21 protein-coding genes and 1 riboswitch are annotated in these 25,570 nt (G+C 73.5%); of the genes, 19 read left to right on the forward strand and 2 right to left on the reverse strand.

Annotation, left to right across the window (positions count from 1 at the left end; genetic code table 11):
- Nucleotides 1-30: 30 nt before the first annotated feature.
- Entirely contained in the window at nucleotides 31-1,344 is a 1,314-nt protein-coding gene (gene aceA, locus IE248_RS09435; RefSeq protein ID WP_008740185.1) for an isocitrate lyase, read from the reverse strand.
- A 318-nt stretch (nucleotides 1,345-1,662) separates the two neighbouring features.
- On the opposite strand from aceA, the gene IE248_RS09440 reads away from it, so the two are divergent.
- Nucleotides 1,663-3,099: a short-chain fatty acyl-CoA regulator family protein gene (locus tag IE248_RS09440; RefSeq protein ID WP_190030381.1), complete on the forward strand. Its 1,437-nt coding sequence runs from the start codon at nucleotides 1,663-1,665 to the stop codon at nucleotides 3,097-3,099.
- Nucleotides 3,100-3,135: 36 nt separating this feature from the next.
- Here IE248_RS09440 and IE248_RS09445 read toward each other — a convergent pair whose 3' ends face one another.
- Nucleotides 3,136-4,053: a cobalamin-binding protein gene (locus tag IE248_RS09445; protein ID WP_190030382.1), complete on the reverse strand. Its 918-nt coding sequence runs from the start codon at nucleotides 4,051-4,053 to the stop codon at nucleotides 3,136-3,138.
- A gap of 86 nt (nucleotides 4,054-4,139) precedes the next feature.
- A riboswitch (cobalamin riboswitch) is annotated at nucleotides 4,140-4,318 on the forward strand.
- Between the two features lie 225 nt (nucleotides 4,319-4,543).
- On the opposite strand from IE248_RS09445, the gene IE248_RS09450 reads away from it, so the two are divergent.
- From IE248_RS09450 to IE248_RS09535, 18 genes are all read left to right on the forward strand, one after another.
- Entirely contained in the window at nucleotides 4,544-6,043 is a 1,500-nt protein-coding gene (locus tag IE248_RS09450) for a CoA-acylating methylmalonate-semialdehyde dehydrogenase (protein WP_008740193.1), read from the forward strand.
- The gene (locus IE248_RS09455) at nucleotides 6,040-7,191 is read left to right on the forward strand and encodes an acyl-CoA dehydrogenase family protein (RefSeq protein WP_190030383.1); all 1,152 of its coding nucleotides are present in this window, start codon (nucleotides 6,040-6,042) and stop codon (nucleotides 7,189-7,191) included. Before IE248_RS09450 ends, IE248_RS09455 begins: the two co-directional genes overlap by 4 nt.
- A complete protein-coding gene (locus IE248_RS09460; protein WP_190030384.1) occupies nucleotides 7,188-8,261 on the forward strand; it encodes an enoyl-CoA hydratase/isomerase family protein in 1,074 nt (357 codons plus the stop codon). Before IE248_RS09455 ends, IE248_RS09460 begins: the two co-directional genes overlap by 4 nt.
- The gene (mmsB, locus tag IE248_RS09465; RefSeq protein ID WP_190030385.1) at nucleotides 8,258-9,175 is read left to right on the forward strand and encodes a 3-hydroxyisobutyrate dehydrogenase; all 918 of its coding nucleotides are present in this window, start codon (nucleotides 8,258-8,260) and stop codon (nucleotides 9,173-9,175) included. Before IE248_RS09460 ends, mmsB begins: the two co-directional genes overlap by 4 nt.
- A gap of 2 nt (nucleotides 9,176-9,177) precedes the next feature.
- Nucleotides 9,178-9,963 (forward strand): enoyl-CoA hydratase, encoded by a 786-nt coding sequence (locus tag IE248_RS09470; RefSeq protein ID WP_190030512.1) that lies wholly within the window; start codon nucleotides 9,178-9,180, stop codon nucleotides 9,961-9,963.
- 141 nt (nucleotides 9,964-10,104) lie between these two features.
- Complete coding sequence (locus IE248_RS09475; RefSeq protein WP_190030386.1) at nucleotides 10,105-10,767, forward strand: hydrolase; 663 nt, start codon at nucleotides 10,105-10,107, stop codon at nucleotides 10,765-10,767.
- Between the two features lie 6 nt (nucleotides 10,768-10,773).
- Nucleotides 10,774-11,280: a DoxX family protein gene (locus IE248_RS09480; RefSeq protein WP_100580192.1), complete on the forward strand. Its 507-nt coding sequence runs from the start codon at nucleotides 10,774-10,776 to the stop codon at nucleotides 11,278-11,280.
- A gap of 91 nt (nucleotides 11,281-11,371) precedes the next feature.
- Nucleotides 11,372-11,962, forward strand: a complete 591-nt coding sequence (locus IE248_RS09485; protein ID WP_073796686.1) for a Dps family protein — start codon at nucleotides 11,372-11,374, stop codon at nucleotides 11,960-11,962.
- Nucleotides 11,962-13,389 carry a dihydrolipoyl dehydrogenase family protein gene (locus tag IE248_RS09490; protein ID WP_190030387.1) on the forward strand — a complete coding sequence of 476 codons (1,428 nt, stop codon included), beginning with the start codon at nucleotides 11,962-11,964 and terminating at the stop codon, nucleotides 13,387-13,389. The genes IE248_RS09485 and IE248_RS09490 overlap by 1 nt, the downstream gene beginning before the upstream one ends.
- Nucleotides 13,390-13,454: 65 nt before the next feature.
- A complete protein-coding gene (locus IE248_RS09495) occupies nucleotides 13,455-14,285 on the forward strand; it encodes an alpha/beta fold hydrolase (protein ID WP_190030388.1) in 831 nt (276 codons plus the stop codon).
- Nucleotides 14,286-14,450: 165 nt separating this feature from the next.
- The gene (locus IE248_RS09500) at nucleotides 14,451-15,404 is read left to right on the forward strand and encodes an alpha/beta hydrolase (RefSeq protein WP_190030389.1); all 954 of its coding nucleotides are present in this window, start codon (nucleotides 14,451-14,453) and stop codon (nucleotides 15,402-15,404) included.
- Nucleotides 15,401-17,308: an amidohydrolase gene (locus IE248_RS09505; RefSeq protein ID WP_373301496.1), complete on the forward strand. Its 1,908-nt coding sequence runs from the start codon at nucleotides 15,401-15,403 to the stop codon at nucleotides 17,306-17,308. Before IE248_RS09500 ends, IE248_RS09505 begins: the two co-directional genes overlap by 4 nt.
- Nucleotides 17,309-17,325: 17 nt before the next feature.
- Entirely contained in the window at nucleotides 17,326-18,024 is a 699-nt protein-coding gene (locus IE248_RS09510; protein WP_053065819.1) for a GPR1/FUN34/YaaH family transporter, read from the forward strand.
- A 318-nt stretch (nucleotides 18,025-18,342) separates the two neighbouring features.
- Complete coding sequence (locus IE248_RS09515; RefSeq protein ID WP_008740208.1) at nucleotides 18,343-18,867, forward strand: hypothetical protein; 525 nt, start codon at nucleotides 18,343-18,345, stop codon at nucleotides 18,865-18,867.
- Between the two features lie 344 nt (nucleotides 18,868-19,211).
- Nucleotides 19,212-21,353, forward strand: a complete 2,142-nt coding sequence (locus tag IE248_RS09520; protein ID WP_190030390.1) for a hypothetical protein — start codon at nucleotides 19,212-19,214, stop codon at nucleotides 21,351-21,353.
- Nucleotides 21,354-21,435: 82 nt separating this feature from the next.
- A complete protein-coding gene (gene pelF / locus IE248_RS09525) occupies nucleotides 21,436-23,100 on the forward strand; it encodes a GT4 family glycosyltransferase PelF (protein WP_073796680.1) in 1,665 nt (554 codons plus the stop codon).
- Entirely contained in the window at nucleotides 23,097-24,512 is a 1,416-nt protein-coding gene (locus tag IE248_RS09530) for a hypothetical protein (RefSeq protein WP_037798655.1), read from the forward strand. The genes pelF and IE248_RS09530 overlap by 4 nt, the downstream gene beginning before the upstream one ends.
- Before the next feature lie 44 nt (nucleotides 24,513-24,556).
- The gene (locus tag IE248_RS09535) at nucleotides 24,557-25,558 is read left to right on the forward strand and encodes a GDP-mannose 4,6-dehydratase (protein ID WP_073796679.1); all 1,002 of its coding nucleotides are present in this window, start codon (nucleotides 24,557-24,559) and stop codon (nucleotides 25,556-25,558) included.
- Nucleotides 25,559-25,570: the final 12 nt, after the last annotated feature.

Here is a 25,570-nt window from a genome sequence, read left to right on the forward strand (position 1 = left end):
GAGGGGAGAGGGGGGAGCGGGACGCGGGGCCTAGTGGAACTGCTCTTCCTCGGTGGAGCCGGCGAGCGCGGTGGTCGAGGAGGCGGGGTTCACGGCGGTGGAGACCAGGTCGAAGTAGCCGGTGCCGACCTCGCGCTGGTGCTTGACGGCGGTGAAGCCGTGCTCCTGCGCGGCGAACTCGCGCTCCTGGAGGTCCACGTACGCGGTCATGCCGTGCTCGGCGTAGCCGCGCGCCAGGTCGAACATGCCGTGGTTGAGGGAGTGGAACCCGGCGAGGGTGATGAACTGGAAGCGGTAGCCCATGGCGCCCAGCTCGCGCTGGAACTTGGCGATCTGGTCGTCGTCCAGGGCCGCCTTCCAGTTGAAGGACGGGGAGCAGTTGTACGCCAGCATCTGGTCCGGGTACTGGGCGTGGACGGCCTCGGCGAACTCGCGGGCCTGGGCCAGGTCCGGGGTGCCGGTCTCCACCCAGATCAGGTCGGCGTACGGGGCGTAGGCGAGGCCGCGGGCGATCACGGGCGCCATGCCGTTCCGCACCCGGTGGAAGCCTTCCGCCGTGCGCTCGCCGGTGACGAACCGGGCGTCGCGCTCGTCGACGTCGCTGGTGATGAGGTTCGCCGCGAGGGCGTCCGTGCGGGCGATGATCACGGTCGGGGTGTCGGCGATGTCCGCCGCGAGCCGGGCCGCGTTCAGGGTGCGGATGTGCTGCGAGGTCGGGACGAGGACCTTGCCGCCGAGGTGGCCGCACTTCTTCTCGGAGGCGAGCTGGTCCTCGTAGTGGATGCCCGCCGCGCCCGCCGCGATCATGGCCTTGGTGAGCTCGAAGGCGTTGAGCGGGCCGCCGAACCCGGCCTCCGCGTCGGCGACGATCGGGGCCAGCCAGTCCGTGGTGTCCGTGCCGCCCTCGGCGGTGGCGATCTGGTCGGCGCGCAGCAGCGCGTTGTTGATGCGGCGCACCACCTGGGGCACCGAGTTGACCGGGTAGAGGCTCTGGTCCGGGTAGGTGTGCCCGGCCTGGTTGGCGTCGGCGGCCACCTGCCAGCCGGAGAGGTAGATCGCCTGGAGCCCGGCCCTGACCTGCTGGACCGCCTGGCCGCCGGTCAGCGCGCCGAGCGCGTGGACGTAGTCCCGCTCGTGGAGCTGGCGCCACAGCCGCTCGGCGCCGCGCCGGGCGAGGGTGTGCTCCTCGCGGACGCTGCCGGAGAGGCGGACCACGTCCTCGGCGGTGTACGTCCGCTCGATCCCGGCCCAGCGGGAATCAGTGGCCCAGCGCCCGGCGAGTTCCGCTGCCGCCGCCGTCGTGTCCGTCGTGTCCGTCGCGTTCGTCGTGCTGGTGGAAGCCATGACCGTCACCGTCTCCATGAGTCGCTTGAGTCGCTTGAGCCGCTTGAGCTGCGTCTGTCCGTCACATGTGCGAAGGAGTGGCACTGTGTGCCGCATCCAAGGTCGCGGCCCGCTGTTCTCCTGGGGAACGAGCTGAGCAATGTTGCTGCCACCGGGTGTCCAGCGGGCCGCAGGACGACTCTCCCAATGACACCCAGTGCCATCAACCGTGGACGGATGCCAAGTTCTGCGAATCTTTCCGGGGCCGTTTGCCAAGTCTGCGAAGGTCCGGTGAGGGGCTTTCTCGCCTAGGCTGACGACCGACACGAGGGGGACGCCGTGAGCAAGACCTACGCGGGAGCGCGGCTGCGCAGGCTGCGCGAGGAGCGCCGCCTGAGCCAGGCCGATTTGGCCCGGATGCTGGCGATCTCGCCCAGCTACCTCAACCAGATGGAGCACGACTCCCGCCCGCTGACCGTGCCCGTGCTGCTGCGGCTGACCGAGGCCTTCGGCGTGGACCCGGGCTTCTTCTCGGAGCGGGACACCAGCCGGCTCGTGGCCGACCTGCGCGAGGCGCTGGCCGGGGAGGTCGCGGCGGCCCGGGTGTCCGCCTCCGACCTCGCGGAACTCGCCTCCCGGATGCCGGCGGTCGCCCAGGTGCTGCTGGACCTCGGGCGGCGCGGCCAGCTGCTCGCCGAGGGGCTGGCGGGCGCCGCCGACGGCCGCGACGCCGGAGCGGGGCCGGGGCCGGGGGCCGCGACGGGGGCCCCGGGCGCCCCGCGCTCACCGCACGAGGAGATCCGGGAGTTCTTCTACCGCCGCCAGAACTACCTGCACGACACCGACCTCGCCGCCGAGGAGCTGGCCCGCGCCATCGGGATCCGCCGCGGCGACGTCGTACGCGCCCTCGCGGCGCGGCTCGCCGAACGCCACGGGGTCCGGCTGGCCGCCGACTCCGAGCGGCTCCACCACTACGACGAATCCGCCCGCGTGCTCCACCTCTCGGCCCGGCTGCGGCCCGGCCAGCAGGCGTTCCGGATGGCGACCCAGCTCGCGCTGCTGGAGTACGCCGAGGAGCTGGACCGGCTCGCCTGCGAGGACTTCCCGGCCGGCTCCACCGCCCACGCCCTGGCCCGGATCGGCATCGCCAACTACTTCGCCGCCGCGCTGATCCTCCCGTACCGCGCCTTCCACACGGCCGCCGAGGAATTCCGCTACGACATCGAGCGGCTCACCGACCACTTCGGCATCGGCTACGAGACGGTCTGCCACCGCCTGAGCACCCTTCAACGCCCCAGGCTGCGCGGGGTCCCGTTCTCCTTCGTCCGCGTCGACCGCGCCGGGAACATGTCCAAGCGACAGTCCGCGACCGGATTCCACTTCTCCCGCGCGGGCGGCACCTGCCCGCTGTGGAACGTCTACGAGGCCTTCGCCGCGCCCGGCCGGATCCACGTCCAGGTCGCCGCCATGCCGGACGGGCAGCGCTACCTGTGGACGGCCCGCGCCCTGACCCGGCACCGGGGCGGCTGGGGCGAGCCCGGCAAGACGTTCGCGATCGGGCTGGGCTGCGAGATCCGGCACGCCTCGCGGCTCGTCTACTCCGACGGCCTCGACCTCGGCAACACCGCGGCCGCCACCCCCATCGGCATGGGCTGCCGCATCTGCGAACGCCTCGACTGCCCGCAGCGCGCCGTCCCGCCGCTCGGGCGGCCGCTCGCCGTCGACGAGAACACCAGCACCTTCGTCCCGTACCAGGTCGCCGACCGGGCGCGCTGAGCCCGGGGGAGGGACCGGGCCGGGCCGGGGCGGCGGTCAGCCCAGGCGGAAGGCCTCCGTCGGGGTCACCGGGGCGCCCGCCGCCACCCCGTGCAGGACCTGCGCCAGCACCTCCGCGCCGCGCACCACCCGGGGCCCCGGCCGGTTGAAGTACGCGGGCCCGTCCAGCACCCACACCGCGCCGGCCCGTACCGCGGGCAGCTCCTCCCAGCCGGGCAGCGAGGTCAGCAGCTCCCGCTCGCGCAGGGTGCGCTCCGGGGCGAACCCGCAGGGCATCAGGAGGAGTACGTCGGGGCGGGCGGCCCGGACCGCCTCCCAGTCCATCGGCCGGGTGTGCTCGCCCGGGGCGGCGAGCAGCGCCTCGCCGCCCGCGTACGCGATCTGCTCGGGCACCCAGTGCCCGGCAGGCCAGAGCGGGTCGAGCCACTCGATCGCCACGACCCTGGGCCGCGGCCGCCGGCCCGCCGTCCGCTCGCGCACGGCCTCCAGACGGTCGGCGAGGGCCGCCCGGCGCTCCCGCGCGTGCTCCCGTACGCCCAGCAGCTCGCCCACCGTGACCAGGCAGTCCAGTACGTCCTCCAGGGTGCGCGGCTCCAGGCTCAGCACCCGGGGCCCGCCGTCCAGGACGCGCACCGCCCGGCTCGCCCCCGCGTAGGAGACGGCGCAGACGTCGCACAGGTCCTGGGTGAGGACCACCTCGGGCCGCAGCGCGCCCAGCGCCTCGGTGTCGAGGGCGTAGAGCGAGGACCCGCTGTGCGCGGCGCCCCCGACCGCGGCGGAGATCTCCCGGCTGCTCAGGTCGTCCGGGGAGAACCCGGCGGAGGTCACCACCGGTACCCCCGCCACCGCCCGCGGCGGCCAGTCGCACTCGTGCGTCCGGCCCACCAGATCGGCGGCCAGGCCGAGCTCGGCGACGATGTCGGTGGCCGCGGGGAGCAGCGAGACGATGCGCATTCCCCGACTGTAGGCCTTGGCCCGGGGACCCTTCGCACCCGTTCGCGCCGCGGGTGGGGGTGGACTTACTAGGACGTCCAACTATATGTTCGTGACAAGCCCGCGGTGCAGGGAAGCCGGTGTGAATCCGGCGCGGTCCCGCCACTGTGACCGGGAAGTGCGTTCTCCAGCAGTACAGGCCACTGACGGAATCCATCCGTCGGGAAGGCCGGAGAGCGTGCGTTGATCCGGGAGTCAGGATACCGGCCGTGGGGTGTTCCGTGTTGTCCACGAGGATGGAGCAGACACGCATGGCACCGGTACGTGACCACGGCCCAGGTGATCCGGCGGAGTATCCGAAGTACGCGGCCCTGTCCGCGCGTTCGTGACTCGACGAAGGCATCCGCGCCTTCACTGTCCCGCGGTCTGCCCCGCGGCGCGCACCCCGATCGGTGCGCCGCCGCCGTCTGCCGCGCCTTCCTCGGATCTCACCTGACGAGAGCAGGCTTCGATGGTCCGCGAGCTCACCCATTTCATCGGCGGAAAGCACACCACCGGCGCGTCCGGTCTCTTCGCCGACGTGTACGACCCCAACACCGGTGCGGTCCAGGCCAGGGTCCCCCTTGCCGGGCGCGCCGACACCGAGGCCGCGATCGCCAATGCCGAGGAGGCGCAGGCCGATTGGGGTCAGTGGAATCCGCAGCGGCGCGCCCGCGTCATGCTGCGCTTCCTCCAGCTCGTCGAGGGCGAACGCGACGCGCTGGCCCGGCTGCTGTCCGCCGAGCACGGCAAGACCGTCGCCGACGCGCACGGCGACCTGCAACGCGGCCTGGAGGTGGTCGAGTTCGCCGCCGGGATCCCGCACCTCCTCAAGGGCGAGTTCACCGACAACGCCGGCACCGGCATCGACGTCCATTCCCTGCGCGCGCCGCTGGGCGTGGTCGCCGGGATCACCCCGTTCAACTTCCCCGCGATGATCCCGCTGTGGCAGGCCGCCCCGGCCCTGGCCTGCGGAAACGCCTTCATTCTCAAGCCCTCCGAGCGCGATCCCTCCGTACCGCTGAGGCTCGCCGAGCTGTTCCTGGAGGCCGGTCTGCCGCCCGGCGTGCTCAACGTGGTCAACGGCGGCAAGGAAGCCGTGGACACCCTGCTGGAGGACCCCCGCGTCCAGGCCCTCGGCTTCGTCGGATCCACGCCGATCGCCGCGCACATCTACGCCACCGCCGCCGCGCACGGCAAGCGCGCCCAGTGCTTCGGCGGCGCCAAGAACCACATGATCGTGATGCCCGACGCCGACCTCGACCAGGCCGTGGAGGCGCTCATCGGCGCCGGTTACGGCTCGGCCGGCGAGCGCTGCATGGCCATCGCCGTCGCCGTCCCGGTCGGCGAGGAGACCGCCGACCGGCTGGTCGGCAAGCTGAAGGAACGGATCGCCGCCCTGCGCATCGGCACCTCCGACGACCCGGAGGCCGACTTCGGCCCCCTGGTCAGCCGGGACGCCCTCGACCGCGTCCGGCGCTACGTGGACATCGGTGTCAACGAGGGCGCCGAACTCGTCGTGGACGGACGCGGGTTCACCCTGCCCGGCCACGAGAACGGCTACTTCGCCGGAGCCACCCTCTTCGACCGGGTCGCCCCCTCCATGCGGATCTACCGCGAGGAGATCTTCGGCCCGGTGCTCTCGGTGGTCCGGGCCGCCGACTACGAGGAAGCCCTGCGCCTGCCCACCGAGCACCCGTACGGCAACGGCGTCGCGATCTTCACCCGCGACGGCGACACGGCACGCGACTTCACCCGCCGGGTCGGCGCCGGCATGGTCGGCGTCAACGTCCCCATCCCGGTCCCCGTCGCCTACCACACCTTCGGCGGCTGGAAGCGGTCCGGCTTCGGCGACCTCAACCAGCACGGGCCGGACTCCATCCGCTTCTACACCCGCACCAAGACCGTCACCTCGCGCTGGCCCTCCGGGGCCAAGGAGAGCGCGAGCTTCACCATCCCGACGATGGGATGAGCGCCGTGACCACCCTCACCGAGGACCAGCTCGCCCTCGCCGAGGTCACCCTCGACTTCGCCCAGGACCACCTCGCACCGCACGCCGTCGCCTGGGACAGGGACAAGCACTTCCCCGTCGACGTGATCAGGCGGGCCGCCGCCCTCGGCCTCGGCGGGGTCTACGTCCGCGAGGAGCAGGGCGGCAGCGGACTCACCCGGGCCGACGGCGTCCTCGTCTTCGAGACCCTCGCCACCGGCTGCCCCTCCATCGCCGGATACCTGTCCATCCACAACATGGTCGCCTGGATGATCGACCGGTACGGGGACGCGGCCCAGCGCCGCCGCTGGCTGCCCGGCCTCTGCACGGCCGACACACTGGGCAGCTACTGCCTCACCGAGCCGGGAGCCGGCTCCGACGCGGGCGCCCTGCGCACACGCGCCGAACGGGACGGCGACCACTACGTCCTGACCGGCGTCAAGCAGTTCATCTCCGGCGCCGGAGCCGCGGGCGTGTACATCGTCATGGCCCGGACCGGAGAGGCGGGGCCCCGGGGGATCTCGGCGTTCGTCGTCGAGCGGGACGACCCCGGGGTCTCCTTCGGCGCCAACGAGCAGAAGATGGGCTGGAACGCCCAGCCCACCCGGCAGGTCGTCCTCGACGGGGTGCGCCTGCCCGTCGACCGGCGGCTCGGCGCGGAGGGCGAGGGCTTCCGCATCGCCATGAACGGCCTCAACGGCGGCCGCCTCGGCATCGCCGCCTGCTCGCTGGGCGGTGCGCAGAGCGCGCTGGACCGCAGCCTGTCCCACCTCGCCGACCGGGCGGCGTTCGGCGCCCGGCTCCTCGACGCCCAGGCGCTCCAGTTCCGGCTCGCGGACATGGCCACCGAGCTGGCCGCCGCCCGCGCCCTGCTCCGTACGGCCGCCGAGGCCCTCGACGCGGGCGATCCGAAGGCCGCGGAGCTGTGCGCGATGGCCAAGCGGTTCGCCACCGACACGGGCTTCACCGTGGCCAACGAGGCACTGCAACTCCACGGCGGCTACGGCTACCTCAGCGAATACGGCATCGAGAAGATCGTCCGCGATCTCCGTGTGCACCAGATCCTGGAAGGGACCAACGAGATCATGCGCGTCATCGTCGCCCGCGGACTCACGGAGGCCCTGCGATGAGCGGGGAGGAAGAGGTCCTCGTCTGCGTCGAGGGCCGGGCCGGCCGGCTGGTGCTCAACCGCCCGAAGGCCCTCAACGCCCTCAGCCACGCCATGGTGCTCCGGATCGAGGAGGCCCTGACGGCGTGGCGCGAGGACCCCGCCGTGGAGACGGTGGTGATCTCCGGAGCGGGGGAGCGCGGGCTCTGCGCCGGCGGTGACATCCGGGCGATCTACGAGGACGCCAGAACGGGCGGCAGCGCCTCGGCGGACTTCTGGCGCGACGAGTACCGGCTCAACGCGCTGATCGCCCGCTACCCCAAGCCGTACGTGGCCCTCATGGACGGCATCGTGATGGGCGGCGGGGTCGGTGTCTCGGCCCACGGCGCCGTGCGGATCGTCACCGAACGCTCCCGCGTGGCCATGCCGGAGACCGGCATCGGCTTCGTCCCTGACGTGGGCGGGACCTACCTCCTCGCGCTCGCGCCCGGCGAACTCGGCACCCACCTGGCCCTGACGGGCGCCCCCGTCGGCGCCGCCGACGCGCTGCTCTGCGGCCTCGCCGACCACTTCGTACCGTCCGAACGGCTCGGAGCGCTGGCCGCGGACCTGGCCCGGGTGCCCGTACACGACGCCCTCACCCCGTACGTCGGCCCGGCCCCGGACGGTGAACTCGCCTCCCACCGCGAGTGGATCGACCACTGCTACGCGGCCGACACGGTGGAGGAGGTACTGGCCCGGCTCCTCGCCAGTGGCGTCCCGGCGGCGAAGGAGGCTGCGACCACCCTGGCCGCCAAGTCGCCCACGGCCCTGAAGGTCACGCTGGCCGCGCTGCGCGGCGCCCGCCGGCTCGGACCGCTGGAGCGCGTACTGGAGCAGGAGTACCGCGTCTCCTGCGCGGCCCTGTCCTCGCCCGACCTGGTCGAGGGCATCCGCGCCCAGGTCATCGACAAGGACCGCGCCCCCCGCTGGTCACCCGCCCGGCTCGCCGAGGTGACGGAGGCCGACACGGCCCGCTACTTCGCCCCGCTCGGCGACCGCAACGAACTGGCCCTCGCCTCGACCGATTCCCTCCAGGAGGTGCCCTGGTGACCACCGTCATCGCATTCGTCGGCCTCGGCCACATGGGCGGCCCGATGGCCGCCAACCTCGTCGCGGCCGGTCACCGCGTGCTCGGCTTCGACCTCGTCCCCGACGCCCTGGCCACCGCGTCCGCGGCCGGGGTGGAGATCGCGGACTCCGCGCGGGCGGCCGCGGCCGAGGCGGACGTGGTGATCACCATGCTGCCCGCGGGCCGGCACGTCCTCGCCCTCTACCGGGACGAGGGGCTGCTCGCGGCCGCGAAGCCGGGCACCCTGTTCGTCGACTGCTCCACCATCGACGTCGCCGACGCCCGCGCCGCACATGAACTGGCCCTCGCCGCCGGGCAGCGGGCGCTCGACGCACCGGTCTCGGGCGGCGTGATGGGCGCCGAGGCGGCCACGCTCACCTTCATGGCCGGCGGCGGCGAGGCCGAATTCGCCCGGGCCGAGCCGCTCCTGGCCGCCATGGGCAAGAAGGCGGTGCACTGCGGGGGAGCCGGGGCCGGACAGGCCGCGAAGATCTGCAACAACATGATCCTCGGCATCTCGATGATCGCCGTCAGCGAGGCCTTCGTCCTCGGCGAAAGCCTCGGCCTGTCCCACCAGGCGCTCTACGACGTCGCCTCCACCGCCTCCGGCCAGTGCTGGGCGCTCACCACCAACTGCCCCGTCCCCGGCCCGGTCCCGGCCAGCCCCGCGAACCGCGACTACCGGCCCGGATTCGCCGCCCCGCTGATGGCCAAGGACCTCGGACTCGCCGCCAACGCCCTGCGCGCGGGCGGCATCGACACCGGACTCGGCCTGCGCGCGGCCGAGATGTACGCCGCGTTCGCCGAAGCGAGCGGCGCCGCACAAGACTTCTCCGGCATCGTCCACGTCCTGCGCGACGCGGCGGCCGAAGCACCGAAGGGAACCACCCCGTGACCGTGACCGAGACCACCGACCACGAGACGATCCTCGTCGAGCGCAAGGGCCGCACCGCCCTGCTCACCCTGAACCGGCCCAAGGCGCTCAACGCGCTCAACCTCCAGGTGATGAACGAGGTCGTGGCCGCCACCGAGGCCCTCGACCGCGACCCGGACATCGGCTGCATCGTCCTCACCGGCTCCGCGAAGGCCTTCGCGGCCGGCGCCGACATCAAGGAGATGCGCCCGCAGAGCTACATGGACATGTACCTCAGCGACTGGTTCACCGCCTGGGACCGCCTCGGCAACCTGCGCACCCCCACCGTGGCGGCCGTCTCCGGCTACGCCCTCGGCGGCGGCTGCGAACTGGCCATGCTCTGCGACATCCTGCTCGCCTCCGACACCGCCGTCTTCGGCCAGCCGGAGATCAAGCTCGGTGTGATCCCGGGCATCGGCGGCTCCCAGCGCCTGACCCGGGCCGTCGGCAAGGCCAAGGCCATGGAACTGTGCCTGACCGGCCGCACCATGGACGCCGTCGAGGCCGAACGCGCCGGGCTGGTCTCCCGCATCGTCCCGGCCGGCGAACTGCTCGCCGAGGCCCTCGCCGTCGCCGAGACCGTCGCGGGGATGTCCGCGCCGGTCGCGATGATGGCCAAGGAGGCGGTGAACCGCGCCTTCGAGACCACCCTCGCCGAGGGCGTCCGCTTCGAACGCCGCCTGTTCCACGCAGTGTTCGCCACCGCCGACCAGAAGGAGGGCATGTCCGCCTTCACGGACAAACGCCCCCCGCACTTCACCCACCACTGACCCGCCCCGCCGCCTGTGCGCTCTCGGGCTAGTGCGGGCGCGCCGGTGGGAAACAGGGGGGTCCGGGACGGTCATAGCTTCTGGGGGTGCCGCCGCCGGGGAACGCGGCGGCGCCCTTCGACCGTTCCGAGAGGACGCACCATGTTCGACATCAACCAGGTTCACGTCGGCCCGAGCGGGGACCTGCTCACGCCCGACAACTCCGTGATGGTCTTCATCGACCACCAGCCGCAGATGTTCTTCGGCGTCGGCAGCGGCGACCGTACCGCCGTCATGAACGCCACCGTCGGGCTCGCCAAGGCGGCGCGGGCGTTCGACGTGCCCGCCGTGCTCACCACCGTCGCCGCCGAGTCCTTCTCCGGGCCGATCCTGCCGCAGCTCGCCGAGGTGTTCCCCGGTCACGAGGTCATCGACCGCACCTCCATGAACGCCTGGGAGGACGAGGCGCTCGTCGCGGCCGTCAAGGCCACCGGCCGCCGCAAGATCATCCTGTCCGGCCTGTGGACCGAGGTCTGCCTCGTCCTGCCCGCGCTGTCCGCGCTGGAGCAGGGCTACGAGGTCTACGTCGTCTCCGACGCGTCCGGCGGCGTCAGCCCCGCCGCCCACGAGCACGCCGTCCAGCGCATGCTCGCCGCCGGCGCCGTCCCCGTGACCTGGATCCAGGTGCTGCTGGAGCTCCAGCGCGACTGGGCCCGCGAGGAGACGTACGGGGCCGTCATGGAGGTCGTCAAGGAGCACGCCGGCGCCTACGGCCTGGGCGTCGTCTACGCGCAGGCCGTCATCGGCGCACACGCGGCGGGCTGAGCCGCGTTGGACACCGGCCTGCTGATCCTGCGGCTCGCGGCCGGCCTGCTCATCGCGGGCCACGGAGTGCAGAAGGTCAGCTCCCACCTCGGCGGCAAGGGGCTCACGGGCGGCACCGAGGAGTTCCGCGCCGACGGCTTCCGCGGCGGAGCCCTCACCGCCCTCGCCGCCGGGACGGGCCAGATCGGATCGGGCCTGCTGCTGGCCCTCGGGTTCCTGACCCCGCTCGCCGCCACGGGCGCCATCGGGGTCATGACCGTCGCCCTCACCGTCAAACGGCGCAACGGCCTGTGGGTGCAGAACGACGGCTACGAGTACCCCCTGTTCCTCATCGTCACGGCCACCGCCCTCGCCGCGACGGGCCCCGGCGCGTGGTCGCTCGACGCCGCGACCGGGCTGACCCCGTACGCGCCCTGGTGGCCCGCGTTCGCGGTGGCCGCCGGCGCCGGCAGCGGGCTGCTGACCCGGCTCGTACTGCACCGCGCCACCCCCGCCCCCGCGCCCGGGCACTGAGCGCCCCCGGCACACCGACCGGTCCGGCCGTCCGCGTACACCCCCTTGCCCGGACGGCCGGGCCCTCCACCACCTCCCGACCAGGAGCACCATGCGACCCGCACCCACCACCGCGCCCGGACAACCCGGGGGCGGCCAGCCGCTGCTGCACCAGAAGGGCGCCGAGACCCAGCCCTTCGGAACCGTGAAGCAGCTCCCGATCGGCCTCGGCCACGACACCCGCATGTACGCCGGACAGCGGCTGAACCGGGTGCTCGCCGACACGCAGATCCTGTACTCCCTCTACAAGAAGCACCACTGGCTGATGCGCGGCGCCACCTTCTACGCGCTGCACCTGATGCTGGACGAGCACGCCGAGCGGCAGCTCGCCATCGTCGACGCGCTCGCCGAGCGGATCCAGAGCCTCGGCGCGGTCGCCGTCGGCGACCCCCGCCACGTCGCCGAGCTCACCTCGATCCCCCGCCCGCCGGACGGCGTCGAGCCCGTCCCCGTCATGCTGTCCCGGCTCCTCGACGCCCACGAGCGGATCCTCGTCGACGCCCGGGACGCCGCCGCCCGGATCGCGGCCGAGGGCGACGAGGGCAGCAACGACCTGCTGATCTCCGAGGTCGTCCGCACCGGCGAGGCCCAGGTGTGGTTCCTGGCCGAACACCTCGTCGACACCCCGCTGGTCCGCGCCTGATGGACGACACGTACGACGTCGTCGTGATCGGCGCCGGCCCCGGCGGCGAGGTCCTCGCCGACCGGATCGTCCGGGCCGGCCTGACCGCCGCCGTCGTCGAGGCCGAAGCCGTCGGCGGCGAATGTTCCTACTGGGCGTGCGTGCCCAGCAAGGCCCTGCTGCGGCCGGGCGCCGCCCTGGAGTCGGCGCGCTCGGTCGCCGGCGCCCGGGAGGCGGTCACCGGAGCCCTCGACCCCGCCGCCGTCCTGGCCCGGCGCGACCGGTTCACCGCCCGGGGCGACGACAGCGGCCAGGCCGACTGGCTGCGCGGCGCGGGCATCACCCTCGTACGGGGCCGCGGACGGCTCGCGGGCGAGCGCCGGGTCGCGGTCACCACGGCCGCGGGAGGGCTCCGTACGCTCTCGGCCCGGCGCGCGGTCGTCCTCAGCCCCGGCACGGAGGCCGCCCGGCCGTCCGTCCCGGGGCTGGACGGGATCGGCGCGTGGACCAGCCGGGAGGCCACCGCGGCCGAGGCCGTGCCCGCCCGGCTCGTCGTCATCGGCGGCGGAGTGGTGGCCTGCGAGATGGCCACCGCCTGGGCCTCGCTCGGCTCGGCGGTCACCCTGCTCGTCCGCGACCAGGCCCTGCTGAACGGCTGGGAGCCCTGCGCCGCCGAGGAGGTCGCCCGGGGCCTGACCGGCCTCGGGGTCACGATCCGGTTCGGGGTATCGGCGACCAGGGCCGCCCGCGATGCCCGGACCCGCGCCGTGACCGTGGAGACGGACGACGGCGCCGCCCTCGTCTGCGACGAGGTGCTCCTCGCCGTCGGCCGGCGGCCGCGCACCGCGGACCTGGGACTCGACAGCGTCGGCCTGCCCGCAGGCTCCTGGCTCCCGGTCGACGACACCTGCCGCGTCACCTCCCTGGACGGGGACTGGCTGTACGCGGTCGGCGACGTGAACGGCCGCGCGCCGCTGACCCACATGGCCAAGTACCAGGCCCGGGCCTGCGCCGCCGCCATCGCCGAACGCGCGGCCGGCCGCCGCCCCGACACCGGGCGGTGGCAGCCCTGGAACGCCCACGCCGACGGGGTCGCCGCCGCGCAGGCCGTCTTCACCCGCCCCGAGATCGCCCGCGTCGGGCTCACCGAACGCGCCGCGCGGGACGCCGGGATGGCGGTGCGCGCCGTCGAGTACCGCATCGACGACGTCGCCGGAGCCGCGCTCCACGCCGACGGCTACCGGGGCCACGCCAAGCTCGTGATCGACGAGAGCCGCCGGGTGGTCGTCGGCTGCACCTTCACCGGACCGGCCGCCACCGAGCTGATCCACACCGCCACCGTCGCCGTCGTGGGGGAGGTGCCGATCGAACGCCTGTGGCACGCCGTCCCGGCGTTCCCCACGGTCAGCGAAGTGTGGCTGCGGCTGTTCGAGGCCTACGGCCTCTGAGACGCCGTCACCCCCCCCGTCACCCCATGTCCCATGTCCTGCCACACCAACGAAGGAGCACCACCATGCCGTTCATCAAGGTCGCCGAAGGCAACAGCGCGCCCGTCGCGCTGTACTACGAGGACCACGGCACCGGAGCGCCCGTCGTACTGATCCACGGCTGGCCGCTGAGCGGGGCCTCCTGGGAGAAGCAGACCGCCGCACTGCTCGACGCCGGCCACCGCGTCATCACGTACGACCGGCGCGGCTTCGGCCGCTCCGACCAGCCCGCCGACGGCTACGACTACGACACCTTCGCCTCCGACCTGAACGAGGTCCTCACCGCGCTCGACCTGCGGGACGCCGTCCTGGTCGGCTTCTCCATGGGCACCGGCGAGGTGACCCGCTACCTCGGCACGTACGGCTCGGAGCGCATCGCCAAGGCCGTCATGATCGGGGTCGTCCCGCCGTTCCTCCTCGCCACCGACGACAACCCCGGCGGCGTCGACGCCGGAGTGTTCCGGGGCATCGAAGAGGGCATCAAGGCCGACCGGTTCGCGTTCATGACCGCCTTCTTCGCCGACTTCTACAACGCGGACGTGCTCGGCGGCGAGCGCATCAGCGAGCAGGCCCTCCAGGGCAGCTGGAACGTGGCCGTCGGCGCCTCCGCCAAGGGCACCCTCGACTGCGTACAGGCCTGGCTGACGGACTTCCGCGAGGACCTGCCCCGCATCGACGTCCCCACCCTGATCATCCACGGCGACGCCGACCGCACCCTGCCCATCGACGCCACGGCGATCCCGCTGGCCAAGGCCATCGCGGGCGCCCGGCTGGAGGTCATCGAAGGTGGCCCGCACGGCCTGACCTGGACCCACGCCGCCGAGGTCAACGCCGCGCTCCTCGCGTTCCTGCGCTGACGCCCCGCCAAGGGCCACGACGGCGCGCGCCTCACACACCGTGACCTTTCAAGCGCCCAGAGTGGTCGACGGTGTGATCCTGGACGCGGTCCGCGCCACCCGCGGGCCCGCCGGCCACCCCCGTCCGTCCCCGAAACTCCCACGCACCCCAAGGAGATCCCCGCCATGCCTAACCAGCCGGTCCTCGAAACCGCCGCCCAGGCCTTCGCCGACGCCACCGCCCAGCCGCCGTTCCTCTACGAGATCCCGCCCGCCGAAGGCCGCAAGGCCGTGGACGGGGTCCAGAGCGGCGAGGGCGTCACCCTGCCCGAGATCGACGAGGAATGGATCACCGTCGAAGGCGGCCCCACCGGCGACGTCCGCACCCGGATCGTCCGCCCCCGCGGCGCCACCGGCCCGCTCCCCGTCATCGTCTACATCCACGGCGCGGGCTGGGTCTTCGGCAACGCCCACACCCACGACCGCCTCGTCCGAGAACTCGCCGTCGGCGCCGGCGCGGCCGTGGTCTTCCCCGACTACGCCCTCTCGCCCGAGGCCCGCTACCCCGTCGCCATCGAGCAGAACTACAGCGTCGCCCAGTGGGTCGCCCGCGAGGGACGCCACAAGGACCTCGACGGCACCCGGATCGCCGTCGCGGGCGACTCGGTCGGCGGGAACATGAGCGCCGCCCTCACCCTCATGGCCAAGCAGCGCGGCGACGTGAACATCGTCCACCAGGTCCTCTTCTACCCGGTCACCGACGCCGCCTTCGACACCGAGTCCTACCGGCAGTTCGCCACCGGCTACTTCCTGCGCCGCGACGCCATGCGGTGGTTCTGGGACCAGTACACGACGGACGAGGCCGAGCGCGCCCAGATCACCGCCTCCCCGCTGCGCGCCTCCCTCGACCAGCTCACCGGGCTGCCGCCCGCCCTCGTCATCACCGCCGAGGCCGACGTGCTGCGCGACGAGGGCGAGGCGTACGCCGCCAAGCTGCGCGCCGCCGGAGTCCCGGTCACCGCGCTGCGCGTACAGGGCGCGATCCACGACTTCGTCATGCTGAACCCGCTGCGCGAGACGCACGCCGCGGAACTCGCCATCGGCCTCGCCGCCGACACCCTGCGCAAGGCCCTCGCATGACGGGCATACCCGGCGCCGCCGGCCCGGCGAGCATGCCCGTGGCCGGCATCCTCCCGGCCCCGGACGGCCGCCGGCCGGCGGCCGACCTCCTCGTCCGCAACGCGAAGGTGTTCACCGGCGACCCCGGCCGCCCCGAGGCCCGCGCCGTCGCCGTCCGCGACGGCCGGGTCGTGGCCCTCGGCGACGACCACGACCTCGCCGCCTTCGTGGGCCCGGCGACCAAGGTCGTGGACGCGCTGGGCCGCCGGGTGGTGCCCGGGCTGAACGACTCGCACCTGCACGTCATCCGGGGCGGCCTGAACTACGTACTGGAACTGCGCTGGGACGGCGTCCGCAGCCTGCGCCGGGCCCTGGCCATGCTGCGCGAGCAGGCCGGCCGCACCCCCAAGGGGCAGTGGATCCGGGTCGTCGGCGGCTGGACCGCCGAGCAGTTCGCGGAACGCCGGATGCCGACCGTGGCCGAACTGAACGCGGCCGCGCCCGACACCCCGGTGTTCGTCCTGCACCTCTACCAGTCGGCGCTGATGAACCGGGCCGCCGTCCTGGCCGCCGGATTCACCCGCGAGACCCCCGACCCGCGCGGCGGACAGATCGTACGGGGCCGGGACGGCGAACCGACCGGGGTCCTGCTGGCCGCGCCCGGCGCCCTCGTCCTCTACTCCACCCTGGCCAAGGCACCGACCCTGGACCCCGCCGACCAGCGGACCTCGACCCGGCACTTCCTGCGCGAGCTCAACCGCTTCGGGCTCACCTCGGCGGTGGACGCCGCCGGCGGGTTCCAGAACTTCCCCGACAACTACGCCACCGTCATCGACCTGGCCCGGTCGGGGGAGCTGTCGCTGCGCATCGCCTACCACCTGTTCCCGCAGACCGCCGGGCAGGAACTCGCCGACCTGAGGCGCTGGACCGAGACGGTGCGGCCCGGGGACGGCGACGAGTGGCTGCGCCTCAACGGGGCCGGCGAGAACCTGACCTGGGCCGCCGCCGACTTCGAGAACTTCTCCGAGCCCAGGCCCGAACTCGCCGGGGGCTACGAGGCCGAGTTCGAACAGGCCGTACGGCTGCTGCTGGAGAACGGCTGGGGCTTCCGGCTCCACGCCACCTACGACGAGACGATCCGCCGCGATCTGGCCGTCTTCGAGAAGCTCGCCGCCGAGGGCCTCTTCCCCGGCGGCAACCGCTGGCTCTTCGACCACGCCGAGACCGTCTCGGGCGCCAGCCTGGACCGGATCGCGGCCCTGGGCGGTGCCGTCTCCGTCCAGAACCGGATGTCCTTCCAGGGAGCCGCGTTCCTCGACCGGTACGGGGCCGGGGCCACCTCCCACACCCCGCCGGTCCGCGCCATGCTGGAGCGGGGCCTGACCGTCGCCGCCGGGACCGACGCCACGCGCGTGTCCTCGTACAACCCGTGGGTCTCGCTGCACTGGCTGGTCACCGGCCGCACCGTCGGGGGTACGCCGCTCTACCCGGCCGAGAACCTGATCGACCGGGAGACGGCCCTCGGCCTGTACACCCGCGGCGGCGCCCGGCTGACCGGCGAGGAGGACGTCAAGGGGACGCTGCGGGAGGGCTGTTACGGCGACCTCGCGATCCTTTCGCAGGACTACTTCACCGTGCCCGAGGCGGCCATCGCGGACATCGAGGCCGTGCTGACCGTCGTCGGCGGCCGGATCGTCTACGCGAGCGCCGAGTACGAGGGCCTCGACGAGGCCGTCCCGCCCGTCAGCCCGGCGTGGAGCCCCGTGGCCCACTTCGGCGGGTACCAGGCGGCGGGCGCCCGCCAGGCGGACCTGATGTCCGAGGCGGTCGCCGAATCCGAGCGGCACCGGCTGTGGCGCGTCGCGCGCGGCGCCGCGCCGGCCGAGACGGCGCCGCCCTTCGTCGACCCGTGCTTCACGCACTGAACAGGGGAACCCAGCAGATGAGTACGGAACCCGGCGAGACCCCCGGGCGGCGCTTCGAACCGGACCTGCGGTCGATGACCCGGATCAACCTGCGGCCCATCGCCTCGCCGATGCCGCTGGGCTTCTTCACGGTCGCGATCGCCTCGGTGATGACGGGCTGCATGCAGCTCGGGGTCTTCGAGGCCGCCGACCGGCGCGCCGTCGCCCTCTGCGTCCTGCCCGCGTTCGCCCTGCAACTCCTGGTGAGCGTGCTGGCCTTCGGGGCCCGGGACGTGATCGCGGCGACCCTGATGGGCACCTTCGCCGGGAGCTGGCTGGCGTACGCCTTGGTGATGGGCAGCGGCGCGGCCGGCGGGCCGCGCGTGCTCGGCGTGTTCAACCTGGCGTTCCTGTGCTTCGGGGCGCTGATGGCCGCCGTGACCCGGCCCAAGCGGGCGCTGTGGCTCGTCCTGGTGGTCTCCCTGCCCCGCTGGGCGGCCACGGGGCTGGCCGGGCTGACCGGCGCGGAGTGGCTCGTCCGGGCCTCCGGGGCCCTCGGGCTGGCGGTCGCGCTGGTCGCCACGTACGCCGCGTACGCCCTGATGCTGGAGGACATGCGCAGCGAGGAGGTGCTCCCCATCGGCCGCAGCGGTCCCGCCCACACGGCGGTCGAGGGCGACCTGGCGGTGCAGCTGCGCAACCTGGAGCGCCAGGCGGGAGTGCGCCGCACACTGTGAGGCACCCCGCGCCGCCGCCCGGGTCGGATCCGGCCCGGGCGGCGGCCGACAGTGGTCCGAAGCGGTAACCGGTGTCCCCAATTCCGCACCTATCGCACGTCATGTACGCGCCAATCGTGCCTCCGTGGCCCCGAGGGCCCGTCCGGTACCGCCCGCCCCGCCCGACACCCTGTGTGGACTGCCGGTATACTTTACGTGATCACTCATCACGGGTTCATCGCGAGAGCTTCACAGGGCGCACACTTCCGGCCGTTCCGCGCTTCCGGCCTCCCGGCGGGGGCAGACGGCGCGCGCGTGCGCTGCCTAGCCTCCCGGGCTATGAGATCACCTCTGAAGAGCCGCCTCGGCCTCGCCACCGTCCTCGCCTTCGTCCTGGCCCTGTTCGGCCTCGCGCCCGCCGCGAGCGCCGACCCCGCGCCTGCCGCCCTGACGTTCTCCAGCAGCAGTGCCACCACCACCCCCGGCGGCACCGTGAACCTCTCCATGACGATCACCAACAACAAGACCTACGACATCTGGTTCGTCTACCAGACCATCAGCCCCACCTGGCTCACCACGCAGCGCCCGGACCTGAAGTACAGCTTCACCGGCTGCAGCCTCGCCACCCCCACCGGTGCCGCCTCCTGTTCCGGTGTCGGCCCGTCCGACCTCGGCGGCAACTACGGCGCCACCATCCCGCCCGGCCAGAGCCGCACCGTCACCCTGACCCTCCAGGTCGCCGCCGACTCCGGCTGCAACGGCAACATCGGCTTCTACTCGTACTACTACGCCGAGTTCAGCGACAGCTCCAGCACCAGCGGCGGCCCGGCCTTCACGCCCGAGACGCGCGTACTCTGCGCCTGACGCACTGTCCAGTCGTCCCGCCCCGGATGGCCTGAATTCGCCGGAAGGCGCCCACCCGGCTTGGCCTGGACCACTGGAACCCGGCCCGGCGGACCGTCCCGGTCCGCCGGGGTGCCGGTGGTGTGTGAACCCTCAACGAGCCCTCCCGAGCGCCCCGTTGTCCACCTGCGTTTTTCCGTCGGTTTTCGCAACACCACCACGAAAGCTACACAGAGGCACCACTATGTGACGCGACGGATGCGTCGACGACTGGTTTCTGAGGGGGACACCGGCGTCACGCAAGGGGGAGCGTCCGCTTCGCGTGCGCTGCGCTCACCCCTGCCCGGGGAGGGGACTTTCACCGCATGAAGCGAAGCACTCGCACCGCCGTGTTAACGGTGGGCGCGCTCATCGCCGCCCTCGGCCTGCCGACCGCCGCGGCACACGCCGACACCACCACGCCCCGCGTCGATCTGCGGGTGCTGGTCGTGACCGACGGCGGTCCGGCCGTCCAGGCCATCACGGCGGAGCTGGACTCGACGGGAACGCCGTACACGCAGGTCGACCTCACCCGGTCGGACCGGCCCACGATCAACCCGGCGTTCCTGGCCGACACCGTGGACGGCCGGCCGCGAGCCAAGTACCAGGCCGTCGTCCTGCCCAACGACAACCCGTTCACGGCGGGCTCCGCCGAGATGACGGCCCTGACGGCCTACGAGCAGACCTACGCGATCCCGCAGGTCGACGCGTACACCTACGCGCGCCCCCAGGTCGGCCTCCAGTACTTCGTCGCCGGCGGCTACGCGGGCAGCGTCGACGGAGCGCAGGCCGCGATCACCACCGCCGGCCGCTCCGGGCCCTTCGGCTACCTCGAAGGAGCCGTGCCCTTCGAGGACAACTCGCCCTCAGTGGGCGAGAGTTACGCCTACCTGGCGCAGCCCGCTCCCGGCGCGGACTTCACCCCGTACGTCGACGCGCCCATCCCGGGTTCGTCGCGGCGCGGGTCGCTCGTCGGCGAGTACCGCCACGACGGACGGCGCGAACTCGTCGTGACCTTCGTGTACAACCGCTACCAGCAGCAGTACCGGCTGCTCGCCCGCGGCATAGTCGAGTGGATGACCGGCGGCGTGCACCTGGGCTCCACCCGCAACAACTTCTCCGTCCACGTGGACGACGTGTTCGCGGCCGACGACCGCTGGGACACCCAGCTCAACTGCACCCCCGGTGACGTCGACTGCGCGAACGGCGCGGGCACGCCCAACCCGATCCGCATGACGGCTGCGGACGCCGAGTACGCCAAGACCTGGCAGGCCGCCCACGGGATCACCCTCGACATGGTCTACAACGGCGCCGGCAGCCTCGACCAGCGCGAGGACCACAACGGCGTCGACGAACTCGCCGACAAGCTCCAGGCCGACCGGAGCGCGTTCCGCTGGGTCAACCACACCTATACGCACGCCTTCCTCGGCTGCGAGCAGGACATCAGCGCGGTGCCCTGGAAGTGCGCCACCAACCCGGGCGGCAGCACCAAGTGGGTCAGCCGGACCGCCATCGACGACGAGATCGTCCTCAACCGCGTCTGGGGCCAGAGCCTCGGGCTGCCCCTGGAGAACGACGAACTGGTCACCGGCGAGCACTCCGGCATGGCCGTCCTGCCGCAGCAGACCCAGGACAACCCCAACCTCGCCCTGTCCCTGACCGGCAACGGCGTCAAGTGGCTCGCCTCCGACAACTCCCGGGACCCCGAGCAGCGCCAGGTCGGCTCGGCCGCCACCGTCGCCCGCTACCCGATGAACGTCTACTACAACGTCGGGAAGGCCGCCGAGGCGGCCGACGAGTACAACTGGATCTACACCTCCCGGGCCCAGGGCGGCAGCGGGATCTGCGAGGACCACGCGGACACCACCACCTGTCTGCCCGCGCCCCTCGCCACCGCCACCGGATACGCCGACCACATCGTGCCGCTGGAGATCCGCACCGCCCTCGGGCACGTGCTCGCGGGCGACCCGAAGCCGCACTTCATCCACCAGTCCAACCTGGCCGAGGAACGCCTCGCGTACCCGGTGCTGAACGGCGTCATCGAGGGCTACGACGCCCTGTTCGCCGCCAACACGCCCCTGGTGAACCAGCGGATGAAGGACATCGGCACCGAACTCCAGCGCCGCGCGGCCTGGAAGTCCGCCCTCCAGGCCGGCCAGGTCAGCGCCTACCGCATCGGCGACAGCGTCACCGTCACGGCTCCGAGCGGCGTCGCGGTCACCGCGACCCTGCCCACCGGCAGCCTGATCGGCTCCGCCGCCTACGGCAGCCCGTACGCGGGCAAGGTCTCCGGCTGGACCGGCTCGACCGGCACCCCGCTGACCTTCACCCTGCCGTCGTCGGCCCCCGCGGCCCCGACCGCCGCGGTGCCCGCCGCCCGGCCGGCTCCGGCCACCGCCCCCGCCCCGGGCACCCGCGTCCCCGCCGCCGTGCGCGAGCGCGGCTCCTCGGACGCCGCCCGGAGCTGACCGGCGTACGCGCGTCCCGGCCGCCTCGGCGCGGCCGGGACCGGACCGGCCCACCCCACACACACCGCCGTGGAGCACACCCATGCACGTTCACCACGGCGCGCGACGCCCCGGCGCGGCGCGCGTCACCCTGCTCACCGAAGGCACCTATCCCCACAGTCACGGCGGTGTCAGCGTCTGGTGCGACCAACTCGTCCAGGGCATGCCCGACTTCGACTTCGACGTCATCGCGGTCACCGGAACCGGCCGTGAACCCGTGGTCTGGGACCTGCCCGGCCACGTCGTGGGCGTCCGGCCCGTCCCGATGTGGGGCGACCCGCCGGAGGGCCACGCCCCCCGCGGCCGCGCCCACCGCCGGCTGTCCGCCGTCTACGAACAGTTCCTGACCGCGCTGCTCGACCCCTGCGCCGAGGACCGGTTCGGGCCCTCGCTCTACGCGATGGCGCGCGCCGCCGCCGACGGGGCCCTCAGCCCCTTCCTCCGCGGCGACCACGCCGTCGCCATCCTGGCGGCGGTCTGGAACCGGCCCGGCATCGCCGCCCGCGAGGCCAGGCCGACCCTGCGCGACGCGCTGACCGCGACCTCACTGCTGGAACACGCCCTGCGCCCGCTGGCCGCCCCGCCGCCGCAGCAGGGGGTGGCGCACGCCGTCAGCGGCGGCGTCGCTGTCCTCCCCGGGCTGGCCGGGCTGGACCGGTACGAGGTACCCCTGCTCCTGACCGAACACGGCGTCTACCTGCGCGAGCGCTACCTCGGGTACCGCACCGCCCCGTACCGCTGGCCGGTGAAGGCCGTCGTCCTCGGGTTCTTCCGGCTGCTGGCCGAGGAGAGCTACCGCCGGGCCGCGCTGATCACCCCCGGCAACCGCTACAACCGGCTGTGGGAGGAACAGGGCGGCGCCGACCCGCAGGCCATCCGTACCGTCTACAACGGCGTCGATCCCGCGGCCTTCCCGCCGGCCGGGCCGGAGCCGCAGGCACCCACGCTCAGCTGGGCCGGGCGGGTCGACCCCATCAAGGACCTGGAGACCCTGATCCGAGCCTTCGCCCTCGTCAGGGAGCGCGTGCCCGAGGCCCGGCTGCGGCTTTTCGGCGGCACCCCGCGCGGCGGCGAGGCCTACCGGGAGCGGTGCGAGGCACTGGCCCGGGACCTCGGACACGCGGACGCCGTGACGTTCGAGGGGCGGGTCGAGGACATCAAGGACGCCTACGCGGCGGGCAACGTCGTGATGCTCTCCAGCATCAGCGAAGGCTTCCCCTTCACCCTCATCGAGGCCATGTCCTGCGGGCGGGCCACCGTGTCCACCGACGTGGGCGGGGTCCGGGAGGCCGTCGGCGACGCGGGTCTCGTGGTCCCGCCGCGCGACCCGGCCGCCATGGCCGAAGCCGCGCTGGAACTGCTGGGCGACGCCGGGCGGCGCGCGGCGATGGGCGAGGCGGCGCGGCTGCGCGTCATCGAGCAGTTCACCCTGCGCCAGACCATCGACACCTTCCGCTCCATCTACCAGGACCTGCCGACGCTCGGCCGGACCCGGCGGGCCGCCGCCGTCCGTTCCGTGGCGCCCGTACCGGCCGGCCCGGCGCCCGTCGCCGCGCACGCCGTGTCCGCCGGGCATGCCGCGCACGCCGGGCATGCCGCCGGAGCCTTCACGCCCGCACCGGCGATCCGGCTGGGCGCGACGGACGGACCGTCACCGCGCGACGCCCAGGCAACCTCCGTCACCGGCACGGGGAGTCTGGCCGGATGAGCGGACCCATGGCACTCGAACCCGGTGGAACGGAACAGGACACGCTGGCGCTGCGGCTGGCCGACACCCGCCGACGCGTCCCGCGCAGGCTGCCCGCCGACGCCACCCTCACCCTGCGGCTGCCCGGCTTCGGCCCGAACGAGGAGGAGGTCAGCCGGCTCGCCGCCGAACTCGCCGACCGCGTCGGCCCCGCCGTCCACCCGTACGAGGTGGCCGCCCTGCTGGAGGCCGACGGCCTCTCCGCCGACATGATCCGGCAGCGGTACGGGCACCCCAACATCTTCTCCCTCGCGGCCGCCCTGTACGAACGGGTGCCCCGGGTCTTCCCCGAGCCCGCCGCGACGCCCGACCCCTGGCGGCCGGACCACGTGCGCTGCCTGCTGCGCGGCGTGCTCTTCGCCCTCCCGGGGCTGGCGTACCTGCTCACCGCACCCCTGTGGCACCCCGGCCGGCACGCAGCCGCGCTGATCGTCGCCGGCGTCATCTCATGGGCCTGGGGACAGGCCCTCGGCCACCGGGCCTACCTGCGGATGGTGGCCGGGCAGCGCGAGGCTGGCCGGACCCTGCTGGTGGGGGCCCCGGCCGGGGCCGCCGCCGCCACCGCCGGCGCTGCGCTGGCCGCCTGGGGCGGGGCCGTGACCTGGGCGGCGGCCGCCCAGTCGCTCTACCTGGCGGCCGCGGGCGTCCTGCTCGTGCTGGGCCGGGAGCGGCTGCTGCTGGCCGCGCTCACCCCGCTGATCGCCGGCGCCGCCGTACTGCCCTGGTGGGAGCCGGGCCCGCTGCTGCGCACCGGGCTTCCGGCGCTGGCGCTCGCCGCCACGCTCGCCGCGGCCGGCCGGGCGCTGCGCGCCGCCCACACCGCCCCCGCCGCGGCCGGGGAGGCGGGGGCCCGGCCACCGCTGCGGAGGTCCCTCCCGTACGGGCTGTTCGGGCTGGCGGCTGCCGTACTGGTGCTGCTGGAGGGCCGGCAGGCTCCGTACGCGGTGATCGCGCTGACCGTGAGCATGGGTCCCGCCGAATGGCTGCTCTACCGCTTCCGCGGGCTGTCGGTCACCGCCCTCGGCGCGGCGGCGACACCCCTCGGCTTCCTGCTGCGATCGGCCGGAGTGCTGGGCCTGTGCCTGTTCTCCTACGTCTTGCTCCTGCTGCCGGTGGCCCTGCTGACCGGCGCCGCACCGGCCGCGCTGCTGCTGCTCGCGGCCACCCTGTGGTCCGCGCTGCTGCTCCAGGCCTTCGGGGTGGGCTGGCCGCCGGCCGTCGTCTGCCTGACGGCCGCCGCGGTGGCGGGCCTCGTCACCTTCCTCGCGCCGATTCGGGGCCCGCTGATCCTGCCGCTGTGCTGCGGCGCCGCCGCGCTGTGCCTCGCCGGATGCGCGCTGTGGGTCCTCGGCCGCCCCGCCCGGCACGCCTGACCTCCCGTCCGAACACCCGTCAACCAACAAGAAGGACACCTCAGTTGACCACCGCACCGCTCGCCGCCGTCACCGGAGCCGAGGGCTTCATCGGCTCCCACCTCACCGAGGCCCTGGTCGCCCGTGGTCATCGGGTCCGCGCCATGGCCCAGTACAACTCCTTCTCCTCGTACGGCTGGCTGGAGACGCTGGCCCCCGACGTCCTCGACCAGGTGGAGATCGTCCTCGGCGACGTCCGCGACCCCGGCTCCGTCCGGGGCCTGCTCGAAGGCGCCGACTCCGCCTACCACCTGGCCGCGCTGATCGCGATCCCGTACTCCTACCGGGCGCCGCACAGCTACGTCGACACCAATGTCACCGGCACCCTCAACGTGCTGGAGGCCGTCCGCGCGCTCGGCACCCCGCGCCTCGTGCACACCTCCACCAGCGAGACCTACGGCACCGCCCAGACCGTGCCGATCACCGAGGACCACCCCATCAACACCCAGTCCCCGTACGCCGCCTCCAAGGCCGGCGGGGACCGGCTCGCCGACAGCTACCACGCCAGCTTCGGCACCCCGGTGGTGACGCTCCGGCCGTTCAACACCTTCGGACCGCGCCAGTCGATGCGCGCCGTGATCCCCACCGTCATCGGCCAGGTGGCGGCCGGGGAACGCGTCATCACCCTCGGCGACCTGCGGCCCACCCGCGACTTCAGCTACGTGAAGGACACCGCCCAGGCCTTCCTCGCGGCGGGCACCGCCCCCGCCGAGCAGGTCGTGGGCCGCACCTTCAACTCCGGCACCGGCGGGGAGATCTCGGTCGGCGACCTGGTCCAGCTGATCGGCAAGGTGATGGACGCCCCGATCGAGGTCCGCGAGGACAGCGAGCGGCTGCGGCCCGCCGCCTCCGAGGTGATGCGGCTGGTCGCCGACGCGAGCCGGCTCACCGCCGCCACCGGCTGGCAGCCCGCGCACACCCTGGAGCAGGGCCTGGCGCACACGGTCGAGTTCTTCCGCGACCCGGCCAACCTGGCCCGCTACAAGACCGGCATCTACAACATCTGACCGCCGGGCGTT

Source organism: Streptomyces goshikiensis (assembly GCF_014650555.1).
Classification (GTDB): Bacteria; Actinomycetota; Actinomycetes; order Streptomycetales; family Streptomycetaceae; genus Streptomyces; species Streptomyces goshikiensis.